Genomic DNA, 25,484 nt, shown 5'->3' on the forward strand with positions numbered 1-25,484 from the left:
AAGCCAGCGTCAAACGGGCTGGCTTGGTTATTTTATCTGATTATTTCAATCACTTGAAAAACCCTTGCGGATCCGGCATTTTGGCCTTCAGCATTTCTACAAAATCGATATTGATTCCACTAAAATCCAACACTCGGCCTTTGTGCAGATGCTCCCATGACTTCTCATGTTCATTGAGGTTAAATTGCACAAGCGCCATGTTGTACTGCCCGAGCGCATAGGTAGAGTCCAGCCCTACTGCATGTTCAAGCAACATTTTCGCCTCTTCCAAGTCCTCCTGACGGTTGGTAATGGCATACAGTTTAAGATCAACCGTGGAGAGATCCACCAGTAACGGCACATTGTTACCCGAGATATTGACGCCCTTGGTAAGCATCCGCTTGGCATCTACCCAGCTTTCTCTCTGGTAGCTGACCACCCCAAGCCCCCAATACGCCTCAACATTTTTATCGTTCAGCAAATTGGCAAGGTTAAAACGGTAACACGCTGTGTCCAGAGAGCCTTCCTGCAGATATTCCCATGCACGGGCAGAGAAAAAACTGCTCGCCTCATCTCTACTCGAGAATGATTTATCACAATCGCTCAGGAACTTAATTTCTTCATCGATTTGCTCCGAAGTTTTGGTGCCGCCGCCGTATAAAGGCAGTACACGCTTGTCCTTGAGCTCAAGTGGTTTTTTTTGGGCAATGTTGGTATCGGAGCTAAGTCCTGCACTTGCCAAATGTGTCTCCTGGGCTATACTAACGGCAGGAACGAAGAGAACAAGCCAAATAACAAAGTATGATTTCATAGAAACTTTAATAGAGAAACAGGTTTTCTATTGTCCAAGTTAAACGGAATTATCCGAATTGTATTGCATTACCTTTTTTTAGTTCGCGATGAAGCCCCCCGTCTGGCTCGAGAATCCTTTTGATTAAACTTAGAAGGAGGCCTGTAGGCCTTCTTTTCGTGAAAAGCTCCAAGGAAAGTGGGGTCCTCTTTTCGCTTCTGATTGTCAATTTCCCGGAGCATATCCTGCATTTCATTCCGGGGCGTTTCCATCATTTCGATCTCAGCGGGCAGCTTGGTCCTGGGTATTTCCATCCTGATCATCTTCTCGATTTTTCGGATATGATATTCATCGGCGAAGGTCATAAAGGTTATCGCCTGCCCCACATGATTGGCACGTCCTGTCCGCCCGATCCGATGCACATAATCCTCGTACATGAGCGGAACGTCAAAATTAATTACATGACTTACCTCCGTGATGTCTATTCCGCGGGATACCACATCCGTAGCCACCATCACCCGTACCGAACCTTCCCGAAACGCCTCCATAGCATTGGTTCGGGTATTTTGCCCCTTATTGGCGTGTATTACGCGTAAAGCATCCTCCCTCACCACCCTTCCCAGCAGATACTGATGAACCAGGCCTGCTACTTCCCGGCTCCGGGTAAAGATCAGTACACGGTTAAATACCTCCTCGTCACGTAACAAATGTGACAGCAGATTCATTTTGGTGTGAAAATTGGGCAGCTCGTAAAGGGTTTGAGAAACCATTTCGGCCGTAGTGGCTTGCGGAGTAACTTCAATCCGCGTCGGGAATTCGAGAAACTCATGTGAAAGGCGCTCCACTTTTTCAGAAAAGGTTGCCGAGAAAAGCATATTCTGGCGCTTTACCGGTATAATTTCAAGCAATTTCCGGATCTGTGGCATAAATCCCATGTCCATCATTTTATCTGCTTCGTCCAGAATCATGACATTGAGATGCTTCACCGTAACCTCCTCCCTAAAATACAGATCCATAAACCGGCCCGGTGTTGCGACGATGATATCCACACCGTCACGAATGGCCTCAATCTGCGATTTAGGGCCCACTCCACCAAACAGTACCACCGTGCGGATGTCGGTGTACTTACTTAATTGAATGATGGCTTCGGATATTTGCATGGCCAGTTCACGGGTTGGAGCCATGATCAATGCCCGCGCGTGCTGTCCCTGCGCATACTTGATCCGCATCAACAGAGGCAACGCGTACGCCGCCGTCTTTCCGGTACCCGTTTGGGCAATTCCTAAAATATCCTGCCCGGCGAGGGCGAGTGGTATAGCTTGTTCCTGTATAGGTGTTGGCGTAGTATATCCTGCTTCTTCAATGGCGTTGAGTAATTGGCGGTTAAGCTTGAATTGCTCAAAAGTATTCTGGGTCGTCTCCATTTCGCAAAGGTACAAAAACAAAAACCCGTAAGCACAATTACGCCTTTACAACCTGATCAACCATAGATCCTGAACCTACATAAAGGGGTGAGCGCTGATGGAAAGATGTGGGTATGATATCCAGGACGGGGCCAAAACCATCGCTTGCTTTACCTCCCGATTTTTCAGCAATAAAGGCCAGCGGGTAACATTCGTACAGCAGGCGTAGTTTACCCTTAGGGTCCTTAACGGTGGAAGGGTAGAGATAAATTCCGCCTTTCAAAAGATTTCGATGAAAGTCCCCCACCAGTGAGCCTATATACCGGGCGCTGTACCCATTGTCTTTACAGAAAGTGATATAATTCTGGACAAAAGAAGGGTAACCATTGTAATGTCCTTCATTGACGGAATAAATTTTCCCTTCAGACGGAGATGAAATATGCTTGTGTGACAAAATAAATTCCCCAAGAGAATGGTCATAGGTAAAACCATTGACACCTTCTCCTGTGGAATACACCAACATTGTGGATGAGCCATAGAGAATATATCCGGCGGCGACCTGCTTACGCCCTCCCTGGAGGAAATCCTTCGTAGAAGCAGGGCCGTTAACAGGCGTAACCCTGCGATAAATGGAAAAAATCGTCCCGATCGACACATTTACATCGATGTTGGATGAACCGTCGAGCGGATCCATAGCCACCACATACTTCCCGTGATCATTCCCGGTGTGGATGATGTCCTCATCTTCCTCCGAAAGTATTGCGCATACTTCCCCGCCATTTTTAAGCGCCCTGATAAACCTGATGTTGGCTACAATGTCCAGCTTCTGCTGGTTTTCTCCCTGAACATTTTCAGTACCATTTCCACCCGCAATATCCACCAGCCCTGCCCTGTTGATCTCCCGGCTGATAATTTTGCCTGCGAGCGCAATATCACGCAACAATTGAGAGAGCTCTCCGGTTGCATACGGATAAGAGCTTTGGCTGGCCATGATAAACCGGTCAAGCGTAACACCGACAGGTAAAGCGAGTTCTTGCGCGGTTTTTGGGCTCATGATGGTCCATCATTTAAGGTAAATATTTTTACTGATAGGAAATTTACATATGTGAATGGCATATTTCAAAGCGTGTTTAACTAATAATTTATTTTAATAATTAATATAATTTTACACCAATTAAATAAAAATATAATCCTAAGGGACAAGTAGTTGTAAAATCGTCCTATTGCACTATTTGAATTTAACCGAGGCCCAGAAACCCGAATGGTAGATCCGCCAACGATCTTTTTATAAATTGTTTTTATTTTTCTTCCATTTACGTCGAAATCCTAATCATTAGTATATATGCGAATTGCTTCGAAAAAGCTTCATCTCATTTTTCTTCTCCTGACGGGTTATCCGGGATTGGCTCAGATGCAAAGGATCGTTGTCCCCCTTGGTGGAAATTCGTGGGTGTTGGAAGGGCGAGATGAACGAATCAAAGAAACCGGGGTTATCGGCTGGAATGACCCAGATGCCACGATTCAAACCTATGTGTATGTGGCCAAGCCGGGAAATGTCAAGTTGTATCTTACAGCAAATGTGACTGGTAAAAGTAGCGTAAGTGTAACGATTCAGAGAAAATCGACGGAGATAGTCCTGGATAAGACGGGCCTGGCTGATTATTACATGGGTGAATGGGTTGTCAGCAAATCAGGCTATGTGAAGATCGAAATGAAAGGCTTATCGAAAACCGGCGAAACATTTGGCACGCCTAGCCATTGGATCATGGAAGGAACTGCTATTGATGAAAAGGCGTCTTTTGTAAAGGATAACAAGGACAACTACTTCTACTGGGGACGGCGCGGCCCTTCGGTTCATGTAAATTACCCTGTGCCTGCCGATGAAAAAGTGGAATGGTTTTACAACGAAGTGACCGTTCCTGAAAACCAGGATGTAATCGGATCTTATTTTATGGCCAATGGATTTGGAGAAGGCTACTTCGGCATGCAGGTCAATTCGGATACGGAAAGACGGATCCTGTTTTCGGTATGGAGCCCATATAAAACAGATGACCCAAAATCCATTCCCCCCGACAAACAAATAAATATGTTAAAAAAAGGCGAGAACGTATATACAGGTGAATTCGGAAATGAAGGTTCGGGTGGGCAAAGTTATTTGAAGTACAACTGGAAGGCCGGGAGTACCTATCGGTTTCTTTTACAGGGAAAACCATCGGGTGATAGCTCCACCACATACACGGCATATTTCTACCCTCCGGAGACAGGCAAGTGGACCCTTATTGCCAGCTTCAAACGGCCCAAAACCGAGACCTATCTGAAGCACCTTCATTCATTTTTGGAAAATTTCATCCCTGAAACCGGCGATACTGGCCGCAGGGTCTATTTTGGCAATCAATGGGTTTACAACACATCGGGAAAATGGAGGGAGCTAAACAATGCTAAATTTTCAGCGGATGCAACCGCAAGAAAAGGATACCGAATGGATTATGCAGGAGGAGCGGAAAAGAATCAGTTTTATCTTCAGAATTGCGGCTTCTTCGACGGGCCTACCGCAGTGGGAAGTGAATTTGAGAGGGAGAAAAAAGATAATTTTCCACAAATTGATCTGGAATCTTTACCCTAAGTACGAGGTGGCCATTATAGAAAGAAGTGCGCTCCTCAAAGGAAACGCACTTCTTTGTTTTTATCATGCAATACTGTAAACGTTCAGATTTTCCCTCACAGCCATCGCAAAGCCCGGTAACTGGTTGAGATCGGTGCCCCAAAGTGCCTGGTCGCTCATGACCCTGTGCGCCAGATCCGCCGGCGAAGAGGCTATTTTCCACTGGGCATCAAAATACGCTGCAGAGTCACACCGAATAGGATAAGGCTGTCCATTACGTTCCCCGAAATAATTGCCATCATTTTCGGACACGGGCCTCATAAATTGAAGGAACGCAGCAAAACCTTTTGCAAAAAGTGCCGGAACCTCATCGCTATGTTTATAGTGTTTTAGCAAGGTAGGAACGTTGCGCATTTTCATTTTGGCAGTGTACTGCACCGTAATATCAATGAGCAGGTGGCGGATAAACGGATTACGGAAACGGTCAAGAACCTGATTGCCAAACTCGCGGGCGCGTTCCAGATCCAGCTCGTAAGGAATGGCCGGTGCCAGTTCATTCAGCATCACATCGGCAATATACCGGGCTGTTTCGGGCGTTTCCATTGCCTCGCGAACGGTGTCCAGTCCATGCAGGAAACAAAGTCCCGATGCAAGCGTATGCGTTCCATTCAACAACCGCAGCTTCAACTCCCGAAAAAGATCAATATTGGGTTCGATCACGACACCTTTGTCGGCCGGCGCAAAACTCAAAACAGATTTCACATGCTCGTCGCCTTCGATGGCCCATAAGCTGTAAACCTCCGAAGCTATCAATAAAGCATCTTTAAATCCTTGTCTGTCGGTCAGTTCCGATACGGTTTCAGCATCAGGCTTTCCGGGAACAATACGATCCACCAGCGAGCTACAGAAACGGTTACTAGTTTCGAGCCATTCGATAAAACCGGATTCCAGGTTGTGCCGGCGCGCTTGTTCAAAGACAATTTCACGCAGTTTTGGACCATTACCTACGATCAGTTCGGTAGGCACAATCACCATACCCGACTCATCCGTACCGCCGAAAGCTTTATAACGTTCGTACAAGTAAGCAGTCAGTTTACCTGGAAAAGATGCAGGAGGTGTAGCATGGATGTCGTCCTCAACAAGTTGAATACCCACTTCGGTTGTATTCGAAATAGCGATCCGTATTTCCGGGTTGTGCGCACATTTCAATATTTCTGCCCAATCACTACTGGCAGCAAGCGTCCGGCTTATGGCCGTATTGATCACGATTTCATCTATTTGTTTACCGTTCTCAATGCCTCGGATGCTATGGGAAAAGATATTCTTTTGTAACCCAAATGCATCCACACCTCCCTGACTCGTGGATTTCACCACCACAATTCTTCCATTAAAAATGCCCTGCTGGTTGGCCTTGTTTACAAAATAATCAGGCAACCCTCTCAGAAGGACGCCTGTCCCAAACTGTATGATTTTTTCAGGTAACGAAAGTAAGTTTTTATAATCGGGTAAAATGGCAGGCTGCTGAGCCAATAGTTCCGGAGAAAGCTGTGGTAAGGACATTTGTGGTAAATTTCGTGTTTGAAGTAATGACGTAATTATGAAAGGATAACCCCTAAAAAAACAGACGCCGGTGTGGCGTCTGTTTTGGAATATGGTAATGGATGTCGAATAATCTCAGGCATTCAGCGTCACAAAACCGCTCTCTTCCTTTTCGCGCTTTTCCTCAGGAAAAACAAACTGGATCGGATGGGAGACTTTCTCCGGCAGCAAGGCCAGCTCCAATACTTCTTCCACTTTATCTACATAGAAGAATTTTAGATCCTGAATATAATTCGCAGGCACTTCTTCCACGTCCTTACGGTTTTTGGCACACATGATAATTTCTTTCACACCCGCTCTGCGCGCAGCCAGAATTTTCTCCTTAATCCCGCCAACCGGCAATACTTTTCCACGCAAGGTGATTTCACCGGTCATCGCCAGAAACGGACGGATCTTACGCTGGGTAAATATGGATGCCATGGATGTGATCATGGTGATCCCTGCCGACGGACCGTCTTTGGGAACAGCACCTGCAGGTACGTGTACGTGCAAATCATAGTGGTTGAATATCCGGTAGTCAATATCAAGGCTATCGGAATGCGCTTTGAGGTACGAAAGTGCGGTAATTGCCGACTCTTTCATCACATCGCCCAGCTGACCGGATAAGGTGATCCCTCCTTTGCCACGGCTCAGGCTGGTTTCAATGAAAAGAATTTCACCCCCCACCGATGTCCAGGCAAGCCCTGTAACTACCCCAGCCGTATCATTATCCTGATAAAGGTCTTTATCAAAAATCTCGGCACCCAGGTATTTTTCTACGTGTTCGATCTTAATCGTTTTAGGATAATCCTGATCCATGGCAACCGACTTGGCTACCTTACGAACCAGCGTTCCCACTTTCTGTTCCAGATTACGGACACCTGATTCGCGGGTATAACCTTCGATCACACGGGTAAGTGCAGCATCATCGATTTTCACATCTGTTGATTTCAAGCCATGATCCTTACGTTGCTTTGGTACCAGGTAACGTTTGGCGATCTGGAGTTTCTCTTCGATCGTGTAACCCGTCATTTCGATGATCTCCATACGATCACGAAGCGCCGGATGAATCGTATCCAGGGCATTGGCGGTTGCAACAAATAGCACTCTTGACAAATCGTACTCCACTTCCAGATAATTATCTGTGAATGAGGAGTTTTGTTCCGGATCGAGTACCTCGAGCAAAGCCGAAGCAGGATCACCCCGGTAATCTGAGCTCACTTTGTCTATCTCATCCAGTATGAATACCGGATTGGCAGAACCCGCTTTTTTGATATTTTGAATGATCTTACCCGGCATAGCGCCAATGTAAGTCTTCCTGTGTCCGCGAATCTCGGCTTCGTCATGCACGCCGCCAAGGGCCATACGGATATATTCCCTGTTCAGGGATTTCGCAATCGATTTACCCAATGATGTTTTACCAACACCCGGAGGGCCGTACAAACACAAAATTGGTGCTTTCAGATTGCCTTTCAATTTCAATACTGCCAGATACTCGATGATTCTTTCCTTCACCTTTTCCAGACCGAAATGATCCGCATCCAGTACCTTTTGCGCACGCACAAGATCAAAGTTGTCTTTGGTGTACTCACCCCAGGGCAAATCCACAAGCGTTTCCAGATAATTGAGCGTCACAGGGTACTCGGGCGCCATGGGATTGATACGCTGCAGCTTATTAAGTTCTTTGTCAAAATGCAGCCTGACTGCCGGCGACCACTTCTTTGCAGCCGCTTTGTCACGGATATCATCCATGTCTCTTTCCGGGCTGTCGATACCTAGCTCGTCGTGCAATACTTTTATCTGCTGACGCAAATAGTAGTCACGTTGCTGCTGATCAATGTCCGAACTGGCCTTTGACTGGATTTCTCTTTTCAGTTCAAGCATTTCAATCTCCCGCATCATGTACTGCAGAAGAAGCGTTGCCTGTTTCTGTCCATTTTTTTCTTCAAGCAGCTTTTGCTTGTCGGCAACGTCCACATTGATATTCGACGAAAGAAAATGAATCAGAAAAATGGGGCTTTCGATGTTATCCAGGGCAATTCTGGCTTCCTGAGGAATCTCAGGATTCAAACGCATGATCTTGTGTGCACCGTCACGAAGGGATTGCAGCAGTGCCTTCGACTCCTTTTTGGTACCTGCGGAGAAGGTATCTGCTATGGCTTCAACCTGCGCGGTCAGATACGGATCTTCGTGTAAAATGGATTTGATCTCAAATCGCTGACGTCCCTGCACGATGATGGTTACATTTCCATCCGGTAAAGTAATCATCTTCAGGATGTGGGCAACCGTCCCAATCTTATAGAGATCTTCTGCCGTAGGGTCTTCCTTATTGGGCTTTGCCTGCGTCACAGCACCCATAATCCGCATGTTGATATCGGAATTACGGTATATCTTTTTAACAAGACGAATGGCCTTTTGCCGCACCACAGTGACAGGAATTACCATCCCCGGAAAAAGTACTGTTTGGCGGATTGGTAAAATGGCAAGCTCATTGGGCACTTCAAAAGGTTCATCGGAGCCGTCTGGGCCTCCGAGTGGTACAATTTCCAGGCTATCTAAATCCGAATCGGACACAAGAAGCCGACTATATAGGTCAGAAGGTTCAAATTTCATAGGCAGTCTGTCATAATGACAGATAATCTTTTCCCAATTTATAAATAATGACTTTCAAATGAAAGGGAATATATAAACAAAATAGCTGTGCCACCAGAAATATTGTCAGGCAGCAAGGGATGTTTGTTTCCCTAAAGTATTTGTGTTGTTTTACCTTTCTTAAATAAGAAGGTTTTGGTATCTGATGCGAATTTCAGATTGAACATATTCACCTGATCCTCAAAAGTTTCCATTAGGATACTGTTTTGCAGTTTCCAATTCTCTGTACTTCCCTTGAATGGTATCTCGAGATAAATCCAGGTAGCATCCGCTTCCTGCTCTTTTCCCAGATACTTTATCTCTGCTTTTTTTTGTGTTCCGGACAAGCTGAAATTTCTACGGATGTATCGCTCTACGAATGGGTTATTCTGATCCTTGTCGTTAATAAGAAACCTCCTCATACCATTGTCCTGAGATATCGCCTTTTCCAGATCATCCGTAAAAATCCGAATACTTATTTCAAACAATTGCTGCGAAGCATTGTACTGCATCTGCGTTACACTTACGTGATATTCATGAACAGAGGATGCCGAAAAAAGAATGAGGGAGGAAAGGAGGACGGAAAAATGGAGGATGGACAATAGGCCGGCTTTCAAGATTTTCGAAAATCTCCTGTCTCTAAAAAACGGCCAACGCATCAATTCTCCCTTTCCTCCTTCCCCCATTTTAGAATATTATTTTCCAAAAATCATTGAATATCGCAAATGCCATCAATCCCAAAAGGAGCACCATACCCACTTTTTGAGCGTTTTCGAGGAATGCATCGGAAGGTTTACGGCCTGAAATAATCTCGTACGACAAAATAATGGCGTGACCTCCGTCAAGTGCAGGAATAGGAAGCGCATTCATAAATGCCAGTACCATGGAGAGAAGACCCGTAAGACGCCAAAAATTCTGCCAGTCCCATTCCCCACCGAACATACGTGCGATACCTATCGGACCGCTAAGCGCTTTGGAGGCAGAAACCTCTCTGCGGAATATTTTTCCAAAACCTTTGATATTATTGTAAACAACACCAAAAGCTTCTTTGGTACCTTCCTGAATGGCCTCGTTAAGTGTGTAGTTAATCGTGGTAAAAGCGAGCAAACTTTCAGGACGAAGACCTACTGTACCTTCATTTGAAACCTTCACTTTGATGTTCGAGGGTTTCCCGTCGCGCTCAATGCCCAGGTCAATTTCCTGTCCCTTGTGTTTGGGCACTTCGTCCTGGAACTCATGATAAAACTGAATTGGCTTTGCATCAATGGCCACGATCTTATCCCCCACTTTCAGCCCGGCATCGGAAGCGGGCATGTCCGCAACCAATTCGCCTACCTTGAACGGCATGATTGGTTGAATAAACTTTCCCTTCTCCTCGGGATCAGATAGTTTCTCAATAAAGTTGTTGGGAATATCAATATTTACCTCTTTCCCATTCCGGCTTACGGTGTAGGAGCTATTGCTACCCAGGAAAACATCCGAGCTTATTACATCACGAAAATCAGAAAATGGTTTTCCATTTACTTTGGTGATTTTGTCGCCTGTCTGCAATCCAATCTGTTTGGCTAACTCTCCCGCCACGATCCCGTACTTATTTACTTCGTCTTTCAGAAGGATCTTTTCTCCATCCTTGTAAGCGATTACGATAAAGATAAACACCCCTACCACTACATTGACAATGATTCCGCCAAGCATTACGATCAGTCGCTGCCAGGCAGGCTTCGACCTGAATTCCCAGGGTTGGGGCTCTTTGTTCATGGCTTCGGTATCCATGGACTCGTCGATCATACCCGATATTTTCACAAAACCACCCAGAGGAATTGCCCCTATACCATATTCCGTCTCTCCACGTTGTATGCCAAAAATTTTTGGAGGAAACCCGATAAAAAATTTCTCAACCCGCATCCCGAACATTTTTGCCGCCGCCATGTGGCCCCACTCATGCAACCCCACCAATATAGACAAGCCTAAAATAAGCTGTCCTGCCATGATCAATATTTCTAACAACTGTCCTTTTTCCATTCAGGTTTTTCTATTCGTTTTTGGTTAATTTTTAATTTAGCAAAGAGGATGTTTGAGATAAAACGACCGACTACTTTAACGGATCAAACGCATCTATCTGATACAAACGTAAAAATATCAGGTAAAGTTAAGCAAAACCATTGGTTTCCTTATTTTAGGAATAGCGCCCGGACTTATCAACATCGTCATGAGGAAACACTGGCAATGTCGATTCCCATCATTCGCATGAGCTCCGAAGCATTGAAACTCCGGCAAATCCCCTGGTGCAGCTTGTAATCGAAATGCAGCTGTCCATTTTCAACATCGGAACGGAAATGGAAATTATGCACATAACTTTCATGAGCTCCCCATTCCCCAAGCTCAAGATCATGGGTCGACACCAGTCCGGCAGCATGTTTCTGGTGCAACTGACGTATCAGCGCTTCGGCACCTTTGTGACGATCCGCCGAGTTGGTTCCTTTCAAAATTTCGTCCAGAAGATAAAAAACAGGCGCATTGTCTTTTTCATCGGCCAATTCCAGTAATTGTTTCAGCCTTTTCAATTCTGCATAAAAGGACGAAGTGCTTTCTTCCAGCGAATCCTGCGTACGCATGCTGCTGAATACCCGCATGGGCGAACAACTGAAACTGGGTGCTGCAACAACGGCGCCCAGCTGGGCCAAAACAATATTAAGGCCCAGTGTCCTCAAAAATGTGCTTTTACCGGACATGTTTGATCCGGTGACCAGTATGGTCTGCCCAATTCCTTCCATCTTAAACGTGTTGCTGATTCGCTTGCTGGCAGGAATCAGCGGGTGCCCCAAATGCTCGGCATCGATGTATACACCATTTTGCCAGGTAACAAGCGGGATGGCATAATCAGGGTTGGCAAAAGCGTAGCCGGCAAGGCTGTTGATTGCCTCCGTATCTGCCAGCACACTTAACCAGCCTTCCAGTTCTGCCCGATGCGATTTTTTCCAGGATTCCAGACCGGCCAGGCAATGGATATCCCAGAAAGTGGGTATGCCTATAAAAAGCAGGAAGAAAGGATTATTATGATAATCCAGCTTTTCAAACAAACTGCCCACTTTTCGCAAAGACACTGACGAGCCTTTGATCCGGGCCTGCCTCAGGAGCCACCACCGCGAATTAAAAGGAGCCGTTTCCGCATTATGAAGCAAATCGGAATAGGCGGTCAGGGTAAATCCCAGCGCTGTGGTGCGGTTGGTGATGGACTGTATGGTACTTTGAAATCGTTTCAGAATCAACAGGTGAACGCCTAAACTCAAAACCAGGGTCCAAAAAGGCAAAATCTTCGCAACTACCAAAACCAACACGGCGACGGTTACCAAAGTCCACCAACGCCATTTCATCATTTTGGCAAGTTCATCCGGAAGTGTTTCCTTAGACCAATCTCTAAAGGCACCCACTTGTTGCGCGGCGTGTTCGTGCAGCAGCGCAGTAGCTTCCCAGGCCTGGCGAAATTGCGGGTGCATTTTAAATTCTTCAGAAGCTTCCTGCCTCATCAGAATTTCGTCAAGAGGTGCGTGGTTTTTAAGCCATTTGGCCAGTCTGCGGCTTCCCTCAGCGGTACGCGTGCGATTGAGGAGCCTGTACAACGAATAATCACCAAAAATGTCCAGATCGGTGCCAAATGAATGATTTTTTTCCTGAAAATGGGTGCCATTGTCCGTACGTTTGAACCGGAATGCGAGCCGTTCCTTTTCGTCCTCATTCACAGCCTGCATGTTTCTTTGGAAATTGCGTTCTCTTTTTGCTGCCTGCTGTCGGCGCATCAATATCAAAAAAATGACAACGCACCCAATTACTATCAGCCCCAGCCAGCTTTCCCCGATTTTATCCCAAAGCCAAGCTGCCAGGAAAATACCCAAAAACGAACCTATACGTGCCGTGGCAAGGAGGTTAAAACGCTGCTGCGCAATGCCTTCGGCCTGTTTGGCTTTAAGTAATTCCAATTCAAAATATTCATCAGGCTTGTTCAACTTATTTTCGTAAGATTTCATTAATTATTTTCGGCATTTTCAAATTGTAACTTTATCAGGCTCGCGTACAAGCCGTTTTCTACCAATGCTAGCTCCTGGTGCGTTCCTGATTCCACCACCTGGCCCTCACGAATCACATAAATGGCATCCACTTTCCTGATTGTAGCCAGCCTGTGCGCGATCACGATGGAGGTGCGGTTTTGCATGAGCTCATCCAGGGCGATCTGCACCAACTTTTCGGATTCTGCATCCAGCGAACTCGTGGCCTCATCCAGGATCAAAATTTTAGGATCTTTAAGCACGGCACGCGCAATGGCAATCCGCTGACGTTGCCCTCCCGACAATTTAATTCCTCTTTCTCCCACAATCGTTTCAAACTTTTCGGGAAATGTGTCAATGAATTCCGTCGCATGGGCCTTTTTGGCTGCTTCATATATTTCCGCTCTGCTGGCCGAAGGTCTTCCGTAGGAAATATTCTCATAAATAGTCCCTCCAAAAAGCATCACTTCCTGCGGTACGATGGCAATGTTCTTTCTCAACTCAGAAATCCCATAACTGGTGATCGGCACACCATCTATGCTTATTTGCCCTTTGTCATAGTCGTAAAACCGCATCAGGAGCTGAATGATGGTCGATTTTCCGGCACCGCTATATCCTACCAGGGCGATTTTTTCCCCCGCTTTCACATCAAATGATAAACCTTTCAGAACCGGCAGATCTTTTCGGGAAGGATAAGAAAAATGTACGTCCTGGTAAGAGATGTCGCCTTTGACGGATTGATGGAGTGGCTTCTCCGACTCCGCCAGGGTCACCTCCGGGGCCTCCTCAAGTATCTCGAAAATCCGCTCCGATGCCCCGATCGTTTTGTTGATCTGCGCATACAAATCCCCCATTCCGCTGATGGAAGCGCCTATAAATGTGGTGTACAATATGAAAGTAAACAGATCCGAAAGTCCGAATTCACCGGATTCGACCAGCCCTGCACCAAACCAAACTACCCCTACGATACCTCCGAACAACGCGAAAATGATGAATGACGTAAAGCCACCCCTAAATTTGGCCGCCTCCATGGACAGCGCAACCACTTTTTCAAGAATCGTTTCATACCGCTTCACCTCAACATGTTCGTTGGTAAATGCCTTTACTACATTCACCGACTGCAGGGTTTCTTCGGCTATTACGTTCGCCGCGGCTAACTGATCCTGCGCTTTTTTTGAAAGTCTGCGCATATATCGTCCAAAAAATACCGAAGCAATGACCAGAACCGGAAAGGTGGCCAGCATAAACAAGGTGAGTTTCCAGGAGGTGTAAAACAGGATGCCCAGTCCCACAATGAGCGTTGCAATCTGCCGGAACAGCTCGGCTATTGTAAATGAAAGCAGGCCCTGCAACTGGGACACATCCGAGGTAATGCGGCTTGTAAGCTCTCCCACCCGCCTTTGTTCAAGAAAAGATACCGGCAATGTAATGATCTTGCTAAACACATCCCTGCGGATATCGAGCATGGTACGCTCGCTAACGCGTGTAAAAAGATAAATACGGAAAAAGGAGAATACAGCCTGAAATATCAGCACCCCAAACAAGATCAGGGTTATTTGATTGATCGTAAAGGCCGACTTCCCCTCGATCACCTCAATAATATTACCGATGAGTTTAGGAAACACCAGCGAGGTTCCGGTGGAAAGAACCAGGAAAACCATACCCACGATGAAGGTACCTTTGTAGGGAAGAATGTATCGAAATACATCAAGTGCAACTTTAACGCCTTCCCAACTTATTTTTTTTATGTCAAATGCAGTTGGTTTTTTAATTTCACTTTCGGCCATTGCTAAGATTGTAATTCGATATTTTAAATGCAGTTGTTTACCAAATCTTCACGTTATATAAGATGATGATTTTCAATATTCTGCCATTGCGTGCTCAAAAATACATAATAATTGTCAAGTAACTATTTGAAAAGGACAGACGGTAGGAGGAACCAAAACCAACAAACCGACAGTATGCCGGATTCGAAAATAGTCGCCAACTTTATGAATTAATAAAATCTAAAGGATGAATACAATCGCGAGCCGGGTTCGGGAAATAATGGCTTTTGTTGCATTAATGGTGATGGTTTCGCGTCCGGTCACAATGGCGCAACCCGTTGTGCAGATCAAGGATTCTGTGGATCAGCACATGTTTACCGGCCGGGAAATCGAATTTCTGGAAGATGCGGCAGGCACCTATACGCTGGCTGATGTAAGGAAGCCCAGCCTTAGCAGCCAATTCCAGTCACTTACAAAAAATACCCCACAGAATTACAATCTGAAAGCAGCCTATTGGTACAGGATCCGGATAGGCCATAACCCAGCAAGCGCTAAAAACTGGATACTCGAATTTTTCGATCAGACGATTGATGAGATAACCATGTACCTGCCCGATGAAAAAGGCAACTACATTGCCCGGGCAACAGGTGACCAGTATCCATTCAAACAGCGGGAATACAGTCATAAAAACTTTGAGGTCAATATCGGGAATAATGAGGTGTATGAGGGTACTTATTATTTCCGGGTCAAATCACACCAGACTGCCGATGTGATTGTTGTTTTACGTTCGGTGAGCAGGTTTATTCAGTATGCTCTGGACGAATATTTCATTTTCGGAATATTCTATGGAATGGTGATCGTATTCAGTTTTTACAACCTGATGATGTATCTGGCCGTTCGGCAGGTTCAATACCTTTATTATGTCCTTTACAATTTATGTGTAGGCTTATTTGAAATGTGCATTGACGGGGTCGCCTATCAGTACCTTTGGCCAAATGCACCCGAATGGAACCAGTATGCCTATGGCGTGGCGCTTTATGGCGTAAGTATTTTTGCTTTACAATTCACCCGCACACTTCTTTACACAAGAAGAAAAGCTCCCCGGCTTGATCGATTTATTGTCTTTGTGATCATTGCCAGGACAGTTTTTTTTGGCATTTGTCTGCTTTTTAATACTGACTGGTTCAGTTACAAATTTGTGGAGCTGGTTCCTCTGGCGGTCGCTTTCTATTCGGGGATATACATTTACAGGCAAGGCTATCGTCCAGCCCGTTTTTTTGTCCTGGGTTATGCTTTTTTATCTATCGGATTTATACACAAGCTACTATTGATGCTTCACGTAGACGGCATCAATTTTGGGGTGATTACCTATTATAGTCTGAGTATCTGTTTTGTTCTGGAAATGATATTTCTGTCGTTTGCGATCGGAGATAAAGTAAGAATCCTGAAAAAAAGGAAAGACAAAGCGCAGCGGGAGATTATCCGGCAAATGACGCTTAATCAGAAACTCAAAGATAACCTGAATGTAGAACTGGAATCGCAGGTGAAAGAACGAACCAGGGAGGTTTTTGAAAAATCCGCGATCATTGAAGAACAAAACAAGGAGCTGATGGATGTGAACGTGCTTCTTCAACAGCAAAAGGAGGAAATCTCGCAGATGAACCTTTTGCTGGCACAGGATAATGAGGCGTTGCATACCAATGTGGTGAAAGTGACACGTGCACGGGTGATGTCGGCAGAGGTCGATTTTGAAGAGTTCAGCAAGATCTACCCCGACAATGACAGTTGTTTCAATTTTTTGGCCGAAATAAAGTGGCATGACTCCGTGAAAGGCGAAAAATATGCATGCAAGAAATGCGGAAATGATCATTATTTTCATGGGCACAGTCCTTATAGCCGGAGATGTACCAAATGCGATTATGATGAATCAGTAATAGCGCACACCATTTTTCAGAACACACGCATTCCAATCAATAAAGCCTTCTACATGGTGTTTTTGATTTACACCACAAAAGGCAAAATCTCATCACACAAGCTTTCCGAAATCCTCTCCATACGCCAGAGCACCTGCTGGGCCTACGGCAGCCGTATAAAAAAAGCGATGAACGATCGTAAAAAAGAACTCGCCTCATCTAAAAACGCTGATGGATGGAGCAGACTTATTCTGGATCCCGTGAGCGAACCGGCGTGAATCTTTTGTGAGAGGTGAGTTGTAAAAAGTGAAATGTTCGGCTAGTTGTCAAGTGGGCAGCTCCATCCACTTACTCGTTTGCAAGGTCACTATTCTTTCCAATTCCAACTCTTCATTTTTCATTCTTAACTCTTCATTCCTCTTATTTTTCCGAAACAACGGTGGTTACCAAGCGTATCGGCCTGTAAGTAGTTTCACCTACCACGTTGCCGTTAGCGCTTGGCTGTCAGCACAATTCATCAAAAATTTACACGGCTTTAAAGCGTATCATTTAGAATATAACTACCTGTTATTCAGCAATTTATATTATATTTTATTTGCATAATACATAAAACAACCCCAACTTTGTCGCATGGAATTATCCTAAAATTTATAGAATAAATTACCAATACTTGAATTAACAATTTATGGGAAAGCGAGTTACGTTATTCATCACCATGCTTTTAGCGATAAGCAGCCTTGCGTACGCGCAGGATATTGTCGTCAAAGGTGTAATTAAAGATAAGCAAAACCAGACACTACCGGGAGCCAGTGTTTTGCTGAAGGGAAGCCAGAATGGGACGGTTACAGATGTAGATGGGAACTATTCACTCTCTGTGCCAAATGCACAGGCTGTTCTGGTATTTTCATTCATCGGATATGGGTCGCAGGAAGTGATCGTAGGTAATCAGACACAGATTAACATAACCATGGCGGCCGATCAGCGCAGCCTTGATGAGGTGATCGTGATCGGATACGGTACGCAGAAAAGAGGGGATGTTACCACATCCATTGCATCGGTAAATACCAAGGATATCGAAGAACGTCCAATACTCCAGGCCGCTCAGGCATTACAAGGAAAAGCAGCAGGCGTGCAGGTGACCCAGCCATCGGGTAAACCGGGAGCGGCCTTATCTATTCGTGTACGTGGAGCTACTTCGGTACAGGCAGGAAATGAGCCTTTGTACGTCATTGACGGTGTACCAACAATGGATACGCGGGATCTGAATGTAAACGACATTGAGAGCATTCAGGTGCTGAAAGATGCTTCTTCGGCCGCAATTTATGGAGCAAGGGCGTCCAACGGGGTTGTGATCATCACGACCAAGCGAGGAAAAGCCAACCAGTCGCAGGTTAGCTTCGGCGCTTACTACGGTTTTTCGAACATCGCCAAAAAAATAGACGTGCTGAACCCACAGCAATATGCAGCACTGATGAACGAAATGGGAAACAATGTTACTGTAGGAAACGAAACTACCGATTGGACGAAAGAGGTTTTCACGACAGGACAAAATCAAAACTACCAGTTATCATTTTCGGGCGGCACCGACAAGAGCAAGTACTTTGTATCAGGAGCCATTTCGCAAGACGACGGCATTATCAAGCCTGCGAGTTACAAGAGGTATTCATTCCGGGCTAATCTGGATAACCAGATCAAGAGCTGGTTTAAGTTAACGACCAATTTCAGCTATGCCAATGCAAAGATCCGTGATGTGAAGGATAATAACAATGCCGGTCGAAACGCGGTGGTATTGGGAACACTTGGTGCACCTCCTACCATGGGAATTTATTCCGAGCATCCGGTGAGAGGGACTATTTTCTCTACAAACCCATTGAAAGCAGGTTGGGACAATCCGCTCGCTGCCATGTTTGGACCTACACAGGCAACGAAGGACAACCGTATTTTTGGTAACGTAATCGGCGATATCACATTGGCAAAAGGTCTGTTTGTACGTTCCAACTTCGGGATTGACTACATGAACCACTCCAACGACTATTACCTGGATCCGTATCGGACTACCGAAGGATGGGGTACGGATGGAAACACGCATGGTTTCGCAAATGCAACGAGAAGCAACTCGTTTACCTATTTGTGGGAAAACACGTTGAATTACGAAAAGAGTGTGGAGAAGCACAACTTCTCGGCGCTTGCAGGAACAACCGTTCAGAAAAACAACTGGAATAATTCATACATAGCTGGAAGGGATTTCCCGGCTGATGGTATTGTAAAAACGATTAATGCTGCCAATGAGATTACAGACGCCTACACCGAACAGTCGGAGTGGTTTTTAAATTCTTATCTGGGACGTGTGATGTATAATTTCGACAGTAAATACCTTGTTACTGCCAACTTCCGTGCCGATGGCTCTTCCAAACTTGCCAAAGGAAATCAATGGGGCTTCTTCCCGTCGGTATCCGCGGGCTGGCGTATTTCTGCGGAGCCTTTCATGCAGGATGTTAAGTTTATCAATGATCTGAAACTACGTGGAGGCTGGGGCCAGAATGGTAATCAGGAAGGACTTGCCAATTATGCATCTTATGGCTTGAACCGTTACACGCGTCGTACTGCCACAACGCCACCATCAGGTCCGGCTGTTACAGGCCCGGAATATGCACCAAATCCTGATCTGAAATGGGAAACAACCACGCAGACCAACATTGGTGTGGATGTGAGCATGTTGCAAGGCAAACTTACCCTTACCGCGGATGCATATCTGAAAAAAACCAACGATCTGTTGCTGAATGTACCCTTACCTAACACAAGTGGATACAGCTACATTCCAAGAAACTCGGGGAAACTGGAAAACAAAGGTCTTGAATTCGTGTTGTCTACTGTAAACTTTGATAAATCTGATTTTCAGTGGAATACAGATTTCAACATTGCCTTTAACCGTAACAAAATCACCAATTTGCAACTGAGTAAAGTGTATCGATATGCAGACGTTGAAGGAAGAAGTGATCAGATCATTATTTTGCAGGAAGGCGCTTCTCTCGGAACATTCTATGGTTACGTTTCAGATGGTGTAAATCCGGAAACGGGAGATATTATCTACCGTGATGTGAACAATGACGGTGCTTTCACGCCCCAGGATCGTACGATCCTGGGTTCTGCGCAGCCGAAGTTTACTTATGGGATGAATAATACCCTGACTTACAAAAGTTTCAATCTTTCATTCCTTTTCCAGGGATCGCAGGGCAACAAGGCATTTAATGCATCGCGTCTGGAAACAGAAGGAATGTATGACAGCAAAAACCAGTCTACCGAAGTGTTGAGACGTTGGCAGAAACCAGGTGATGTCACGGATATTCCACGTGCAACCGACGGAAATGTGAATAACTCATTGATTTCATCCCGTTTTGTTGAAAATGCATCTTTCCTACGCCTCAAAAGCGCTACCATTTCTTACAATCTGGATAGAGAGTGGGCCAGTAAAATCAAGCTGAGCCGTGCGTCGGTTTATGTTACTGCCCAGAATTTGTTGACGTTCACAAAGTATAAAGGTTTTGATCCTGAGGTCAATGCATTTACGTCAAGTGGAGCAACATTGGGAATTGACTACGGAACCTATCCGGTTTCCCGTGCTTTTGTTGTGGGTCTTAATGTTCAGTTTTAATCAAGAGAATTCATGAAAAAGTTAAGTTATATAGCCATACTTCTAGGATCGGCAACATTGCTGCCTTCCTGCCAGGATCAGTTGGATCTTCAACCTATATCGCAGACTGTTGTTGGCGGTGACGGAACCGGAACAGCCGGATCATCTATTACCAATGCGGCTACTGCCGAAGCTGCCTTGGCAGGATGTTACGCCATATTCAAAACCAGCTCAGCGGAATACTATGTGATGGATTATTATATCATGGCAGACGGTCGTTCGGATAATTCCTATGCCGGTGCAGACAATGCAGCCTGGTTCGAAGTGGATGAGTTCCGGATTTTGTCTACCAATGCGGTGGCGGCCAGAGACTGGCGTTATCTGTATAATCACATTGCAAGTGCCAATTCGATCATTGCCAACGTTCCCAAGGTAACGGACGCATCGCTGAGTGCTGACCGTAAGGCGCAGATGGTTGGTGAGGCGAAGTTCATTCGTGCACGTGCCTATTTCGACCTGGTTCGTTTGTATGGCGACATTCCTTTGGTGGTAGATGAACTTCCAACCATCACCTCTTCCAATGTGGCAGAGATATACGGTCAGCTATATCCGGCAAGCAGCACCGCCGATGCTGTTTACACACAAATTATTAAAGATCTGGACGAGGCGGCAACTGTTGTTCCCAAAACAGGTCCTGATAAAATGACCGTTACACCAGGAGCTGTGTACACGCTTCTTGCAAAAGTTCATGCAACAAAGAAGGACTGGGAGAAAGTGAAGGCGAACACCGATAAGGTGATTGGCCTTGGCTACGCTTTGTTGCCAAATTTTGAAGAGCTATGGGATGGAAAGCATGAAAATAGTGCAGAAGCCATTTTTGAACTGAACTTTACAGACTGGGCTACTGGGGGAAACTGGGGTACAGGAATGTTCTACGGAACGGACTGGAAGAAATTCAACACGCCTTCCAATGATCTTGTTAAGGCTTATGACGACGAAAAGGACGTGGTTCGTAAAGCTTCAACCATTTTCACGGCGGATGTAAGTGGTAAATGGTCTGATAAATACTGGCCACTCACCAAATTCCCTTTTGCTTATAAAATGCGCAATGGTGATGGCTCGCAGAATATCATCATGTACAGATTGGCTGACGTACTGCTTCTAAAAGCAGAAGCACTGAACGAAACGGGAGATCTTGCAGGTGCAAAAACACTGTTGAATCAGGTAAGAACCAGAGCGAAACTCGCTCCAAACACTTCTGCTGATCAACCTTCATTGCGCTTAGCAATCGAGAAGGAACGTCGGTTAGAGCTGGCATTTGAAGGACAACGCTGGTATGACCTGGTGCGTACCGGCAGGGCGATTCCCGCTATGCAAACGGTAAAAGACGGCAACGGAAACAGCCTGAATTACAGTTTGAATGAAGCAAAACTTCTTCTGCCTATTCCGCAGGGAGAGATTGATAAAAACGAAAATCTCAAGCAGAATCTGGGTTATTAAGAATTAATTTGGCAATGCCGGAAGTGTATCCCACTCCCGGCACTGCCTTAATAAATGAATAATATGCATAAAATAACATCATTTTTGGGGTTGTGCCTTAGTATGGTAATGAGTGGCTGTTCTGCGGATTCTCCCAATGGAAATGTGAAGCTGCCTGAGGTGGACGACACGGGAAAGGTGGCAGTATGGGTAACCAATGGCTCTCAGACCAAATTGTTGCAAAAAGAGAATCCGCTGAGCATAATTAAAGGCAACACAGCTGCGTCCTCCAATCTGATCAATATCAATTTTGGTACAAAATATCAGGAAATGGAGGGCTTTGGTGCAGCGCTAACGGGTTCTTCTGCTTACCTGATCAATAAAAAAATGGACGCCACCCAGCGTGTCGCTTTGTTGAAAGATCTTTTCGATCCAGAGGCTGGTATTGGTATCAGTTACCTTCGGGTAACAATGGGGGCCTCTGATTTTTCGCTTGAAGATTTCACCTACAACGATCTGCCGGCAGGACAAACTGATCCCGAACTGAGTAAATTCTCGATTACAAAAGATCAGGACGATTTGTTGCCTGTTTTAAAATCAGTAGTTAGTGCTCAGCCAGCCATTCGGATCATGGCTACGCCCTGGTCGGCACCAGCCTGGATGAAAGATAATGGGAAACTGGCAGGAGGAAGCCTTAAACCAGAATGGTACGGGGCATTTGCCAACTACTTTATAAAATATCTGGATGCCTACAAAAAGGAAGGTATAAACATTGATGCGATTTCGGTACAAAACGAGCCATTGCATGAAGCAGCATATCCTTCTATGGGTATGGATGCAGCGGCACAGAATGTTTTTATTAAAAATCATCTTGGGCCCGTTTTTAAAAACAATGGTGTTAAGGCCAAAATTCTCTTATACGATCACAACTGGGACCGACCGGATTATCCGATCGCCATCTTGAGTGATGCTCAGACAAATCCGTTTGTGACGGGTTCTGCGTTTCATGCTTATGGCGGAAATGTATCGGCCATGAGTGAGGTGCACCACAAATTTCCAGATAAAGGACTTTATTTTACTGAAATATCGGGCGGTCGCTGGGCAACTAATTTTTCGGATAACCTGAAATGGAACATGTCCAATATTTTCATTGGTACAGCCAACAACTGGTCCAAAAATGCACTATTATGGAATCTTGCGCTGGACGAAAATGATGGACCAAAAAACAAAGGATGTGACAATTGCAGAGGCGTGATTACAATCGCAGCCAATGGCGCTGTAACCAAAAATGTGGAGTATTATACGATTGCACACATGGCCAAGTTTATCAGACCGGGCGCATTCCGGGTTCAGTCAGATAAATTCACAGCTGCAAGTAAACTGGAAAGTTCAGCCTTTGTAAATACAGACGGAAGTAAAGTACTTGTGGTTTTAAACCAGGGAGCAGACAACCAGAAATTCACTGTAACGGATGGAGCAACTCAGTTTAATTACAGCATTGAGCCTAACGCCGTAGCGACTTTGGTTTGGAACTAGAGTAGCAATTGATTGAAAGGCATAAAGCCGGTTTCTAGGGATTAACCTTCCTGAGCCGGCTTTTCAGGTTAATGCAACACCATTAAATACGCTCCAAAGGCTATTTTTAAAAATAAACCTTGGTCACGCAACCCTTCCCCGACATTATCCGTATGCATTATAAAAAGGAAATAGCATGTCCGGGTATAACTCCGCCGTTCTTCAAGAACTACTCGACGGCTGTTTAAGAAAAAACCGCCGTAGCCAGGAGCTGTTGTATAAGCAGTTTTACGGCTATGCCATGAGCATTTGCCTGCGGTATACAAGGAGCCGGGAAGAAGGAAAGGAAATACTCAACGATGGATTTTTGAAGATTTTCACAAAGCTGGAAACATACGATTCCAGCAGGTCTTTCAAAACATGGTTGAGTAGAATTATGATCAACACAGCCCTCGATCATTACAGACAGGAAGTTCGCCGCGACATATTTGATGATATGGAAGCGGGTGAAATGGTGTCTGTGGATGAGACGGTTATCAGTAAACTTTCACATGAGGAATTGGTAGGCCTCATCCAGAAACTCAGTCCCTCGTACCGCATTGTATTCAGTTTGAACGTCATTGACGGCTATACACACGAAGAAATTGCAGAACAACTGAACATTTCGGTTGGGGCGTCAAAGTCAAATTTGTCGCGGGCAAGAGAAAAATTGAGAGAAATGTTATCCAAAATAAACATTGACAATTATGACAGAGTTGCCAGATGACGAACTGGACAAGCTCTTCAGAAAGTCATCCGAAGAGCTTGATCCTTATTTTGACCCAAATGACTGGAATGATCTGAAAAGCCGCCTCGACGCGGAAGAAGGAGTAAGACCTGCTGGCTGGCTGCGAAGATGGTGGCCTTTGGGTATGTTGCTTTTATTCCTCTCGGGAGGAGTGGTCAGTTATTATTTACTGGAAAAGAACAATGCAAAAAGTCCTGTGACGGCCGTGACGGTTAATGATGGAAAAATAGCATCAAAGCCTGGGGTATTGCCGGAGATCAAAGTCGCAGAAAGTATGAAATCTTCGGGCTCCACAGAACCTGAAAAGGCAAACAAAACAATTTCAGTTAAAACATTATCCGATAATAAAACTTTAACTAAATCGAAAAGTGAGAAAATATTGCCCCCGAGCCGTTCTAAGGCAGGCGGAGTGTTCTTAGAGCCTAACCGCTCAAATGGGAAGGTGGGCGAAGGGGCAATTTCTTCTGATCGCAAAAAATACGTTTTTGAATCGGCAAAAAGGAATACCACAGCAATTGTTCAGTCTGCGAACCAAAAGAAAGCGACAGATGAGAATGTGTTATCACCAGACGAAAATGATCATCTTCACAAACAGACAATGGATTCCGTTGCCTCCATAAGTAGTGAACGATCCGTTTTCTCGTCAACAGAAATGCTGTTCCCAAATTCGCCTAAAAATATTGCCTGGCCATTACCGGAAGTTGTACCTGCCAGCCCCATTGAGGAACCTGTACAAACAGAAAAACCATCGTGGCCCAGTCCAAGATTTGCTGTTCGCGCGGGCTATTCACCGGATCTGACAACGGTGGGCTTAAAGAATTTATCAAAACCAGGTGCATCCGTTTCGTTACTGGCCGAATATGGTGTCACCAAACGCCTGTTCTTCCAGACAGGCGTCATATGGAGTAACAAAATTTACAGGGCCGAAGCCGCTGACTACACCGTTCCAAGAAAACCGCAGCACTACTACGGCCCCGACCCGGTTGGCGTAAACGGCACCTGTAAAGTGTTTGAGGTCCCTCTGAATCTCCAATATGCGTTTTTCCAAGGGTCTTATTCCCGGGTCTTCGCAGGGGTCGGAAGCTCTTCCTACCATATGAATTCGGAGGTTTATCGCTACCAATTTGAAAATGAAAATGATCCAAAAATAGGCAACTGGCGTGGATGGCATGGAAGTACAGGCTGGTATTGGTTCAGCAATATAAATGCATCTGCCGGATACGAGCGCCGCATTTCAAAAACCTTATCCATATTGGCGGAGCCATACGTAAGGATACCTGTCAAAAAAGTCGGTTACGGCAAAGTCAATTTGTTCACAGCAGGCATGTGGCTGTCAATCAGGTACGCTCCGTTTTCCAGATAGCAAT

General features: G+C 45.3%; 16 protein-coding genes. 7 read left to right on the forward strand and 9 right to left on the reverse strand.

Translation table 11 applies throughout. The features are described 5' to 3' along the window. Positions 1-49: 49 nt before the first annotated feature. The 3 genes from DYADSP32_RS17360 to fbp all read right to left on the reverse strand — a co-directional run bounded on the left by DYADSP32_RS17360 (position 50) and on the right by fbp (position 3,226). Positions 50-790: a hypothetical protein gene (locus DYADSP32_RS17360; RefSeq protein ID WP_149241564.1), complete on the reverse strand. Its 741-nt coding sequence runs from the start codon at positions 788-790 to the stop codon at positions 50-52. A 68-nt stretch (positions 791-858) separates the two neighbouring features. After that, a complete protein-coding gene (locus tag DYADSP32_RS17365) occupies positions 859-2,193 on the reverse strand; it encodes a DEAD/DEAH box helicase (RefSeq protein ID WP_149241563.1) in 1,335 nt (444 codons plus the stop codon). 37 nt (positions 2,194-2,230) lie between these two features. Further along, positions 2,231-3,226, reverse strand: a complete 996-nt coding sequence (gene fbp, locus DYADSP32_RS17370) for a class 1 fructose-bisphosphatase (RefSeq protein ID WP_149241562.1) — start codon at positions 3,224-3,226, stop codon at positions 2,231-2,233. Between the two features lie 288 nt (positions 3,227-3,514). Between fbp and DYADSP32_RS17375 the strand changes: the two genes are divergently transcribed. Then, complete coding sequence (locus DYADSP32_RS17375; protein ID WP_149241561.1) at positions 3,515-4,795, forward strand: DUF3472 domain-containing protein; 1,281 nt, start codon at positions 3,515-3,517, stop codon at positions 4,793-4,795. A gap of 63 nt (positions 4,796-4,858) precedes the next feature. On the opposite strand, the gene DYADSP32_RS17380 is transcribed toward DYADSP32_RS17375, so the two are convergent. From DYADSP32_RS17380 to DYADSP32_RS17405, 6 genes are all read right to left on the reverse strand, one after another. After that, positions 4,859-6,334 (reverse strand): tagaturonate reductase, encoded by a 1,476-nt coding sequence (locus tag DYADSP32_RS17380; protein ID WP_149241560.1) that lies wholly within the window; start codon positions 6,332-6,334, stop codon positions 4,859-4,861. A 114-nt stretch (positions 6,335-6,448) separates the two neighbouring features. Further along, complete coding sequence (gene lon / locus DYADSP32_RS17385) at positions 6,449-8,965, reverse strand: endopeptidase La (RefSeq protein ID WP_149241559.1); 2,517 nt, start codon at positions 8,963-8,965, stop codon at positions 6,449-6,451. Positions 8,966-9,096: 131 nt separating this feature from the next. Continuing rightward, positions 9,097-9,669 (reverse strand): DUF6702 family protein, encoded by a 573-nt coding sequence (locus DYADSP32_RS17390; RefSeq protein WP_149241558.1) that lies wholly within the window; start codon positions 9,667-9,669, stop codon positions 9,097-9,099. 1 nt (position 9,670) lies between these two features. Then, the gene (gene rseP, locus DYADSP32_RS17395) at positions 9,671-11,005 is read right to left on the reverse strand and encodes an RIP metalloprotease RseP (RefSeq protein ID WP_149241557.1); all 1,335 of its coding nucleotides are present in this window, start codon (positions 11,003-11,005) and stop codon (positions 9,671-9,673) included. Positions 11,006-11,190: 185 nt separating this feature from the next. Further along, positions 11,191-13,008, reverse strand: a complete 1,818-nt coding sequence (locus DYADSP32_RS17400; protein ID WP_149241556.1) for a MutS family DNA mismatch repair protein — start codon at positions 13,006-13,008, stop codon at positions 11,191-11,193. Beyond that, on the reverse strand, positions 13,008-14,813 hold the full coding sequence (locus DYADSP32_RS17405; protein ID WP_149241555.1) for an ABC transporter transmembrane domain-containing protein: 1,806 nt from the start codon (positions 14,811-14,813) through the stop codon (positions 13,008-13,010). Before DYADSP32_RS17405 ends, DYADSP32_RS17400 begins: the two co-directional genes overlap by 1 nt. 226 nt (positions 14,814-15,039) lie before the next feature. On the opposite strand from DYADSP32_RS17405, the gene DYADSP32_RS17410 reads away from it, so the two are divergent. The 6 genes from DYADSP32_RS17410 (at position 15,040) to DYADSP32_RS17435 (ending at position 25,480) form a co-directional block, all read left to right on the forward strand. Further along, complete coding sequence (locus tag DYADSP32_RS17410) at positions 15,040-16,983, forward strand: 7TM diverse intracellular signaling domain-containing protein (protein ID WP_414617865.1); 1,944 nt, start codon at positions 15,040-15,042, stop codon at positions 16,981-16,983. 407 nt (positions 16,984-17,390) lie between these two features. Further along, on the forward strand, positions 17,391-20,357 hold the full coding sequence (locus DYADSP32_RS17415; protein ID WP_149241554.1) for a SusC/RagA family TonB-linked outer membrane protein: 2,967 nt from the start codon (positions 17,391-17,393) through the stop codon (positions 20,355-20,357). 12 nt (positions 20,358-20,369) lie between these two features. Then, a complete protein-coding gene (locus DYADSP32_RS17420; RefSeq protein WP_149241553.1) occupies positions 20,370-21,836 on the forward strand; it encodes a RagB/SusD family nutrient uptake outer membrane protein in 1,467 nt (488 codons plus the stop codon). Positions 21,837-21,899: 63 nt separating this feature from the next. Next, the gene (locus tag DYADSP32_RS17425) at positions 21,900-23,351 is read left to right on the forward strand and encodes a glycoside hydrolase family 30 protein (RefSeq protein WP_414617866.1); all 1,452 of its coding nucleotides are present in this window, start codon (positions 21,900-21,902) and stop codon (positions 23,349-23,351) included. A 175-nt stretch (positions 23,352-23,526) separates the two neighbouring features. Further along, entirely contained in the window at positions 23,527-24,096 is a 570-nt protein-coding gene (locus DYADSP32_RS17430) for an RNA polymerase sigma factor (protein WP_149241551.1), read from the forward strand. Then, complete coding sequence (locus DYADSP32_RS17435) at positions 24,077-25,480, forward strand: hypothetical protein (RefSeq protein WP_149241550.1); 1,404 nt, start codon at positions 24,077-24,079, stop codon at positions 25,478-25,480. The genes DYADSP32_RS17430 and DYADSP32_RS17435 overlap by 20 nt, the downstream gene beginning before the upstream one ends. Positions 25,481-25,484 lie beyond the last annotated feature (4 nt).

Source organism: Dyadobacter sp. 32 (assembly GCF_902506755.1).
Classification (GTDB): domain Bacteria; phylum Bacteroidota; class Bacteroidia; order Cytophagales; family Spirosomataceae; genus Dyadobacter.

Coding starts and splice junctions, on each gene's coding strand:
- DYADSP32_RS17375 (WP_149241561.1), top strand. CDS start 3,515: ATGCGAATTGCTTCGAAAAAGCTTCATCTCATTTTTCTTCTCCTGACG.
- DYADSP32_RS17430 (WP_149241551.1), top strand. CDS start 23,527: ATGTCCGGGTATAACTCCGCCGTTCTTCAAGAACTACTCGACGGCTGT.
- DYADSP32_RS17425 (WP_414617866.1), top strand. CDS start 21,900: ATGCATAAAATAACATCATTTTTGGGGTTGTGCCTTAGTATGGTAATG.
- DYADSP32_RS17405 (WP_149241555.1), bottom strand. CDS start 14,813: ATGGCCGAAAGTGAAATTAAAAAACCAACTGCATTTGACATAAAAAAA.
- fbp (WP_149241562.1), bottom strand. CDS start 3,226: ATGAGCCCAAAAACCGCGCAAGAACTCGCTTTACCTGTCGGTGTTACG.
- DYADSP32_RS17410 (WP_414617865.1), top strand. CDS start 15,040: ATGAATACAATCGCGAGCCGGGTTCGGGAAATAATGGCTTTTGTTGCA.
- lon (WP_149241559.1), bottom strand. CDS start 8,965: ATGAAATTTGAACCTTCTGACCTATATAGTCGGCTTCTTGTGTCCGAT.
- DYADSP32_RS17380 (WP_149241560.1), bottom strand. CDS start 6,334: ATGTCCTTACCACAGCTTTCTCCGGAACTATTGGCTCAGCAGCCTGCC.
- rseP (WP_149241557.1), bottom strand. CDS start 11,005: ATGGAAAAAGGACAGTTGTTAGAAATATTGATCATGGCAGGACAGCTT.
- DYADSP32_RS17415 (WP_149241554.1), top strand. CDS start 17,391: ATGGGAAAGCGAGTTACGTTATTCATCACCATGCTTTTAGCGATAAGC.
- DYADSP32_RS17400 (WP_149241556.1), bottom strand. CDS start 13,008: ATGAAATCTTACGAAAATAAGTTGAACAAGCCTGATGAATATTTTGAA.
- DYADSP32_RS17365 (WP_149241563.1), bottom strand. CDS start 2,193: ATGGAGACGACCCAGAATACTTTTGAGCAATTCAAGCTTAACCGCCAA.
- DYADSP32_RS17435 (WP_149241550.1), top strand. CDS start 24,077: ATGACAGAGTTGCCAGATGACGAACTGGACAAGCTCTTCAGAAAGTCA.
- DYADSP32_RS17390 (WP_149241558.1), bottom strand. CDS start 9,669: ATGGGGGAAGGAGGAAAGGGAGAATTGATGCGTTGGCCGTTTTTTAGA.
- DYADSP32_RS17360 (WP_149241564.1), bottom strand. CDS start 790: ATGAAATCATACTTTGTTATTTGGCTTGTTCTCTTCGTTCCTGCCGTT.
- DYADSP32_RS17420 (WP_149241553.1), top strand. CDS start 20,370: ATGAAAAAGTTAAGTTATATAGCCATACTTCTAGGATCGGCAACATTG.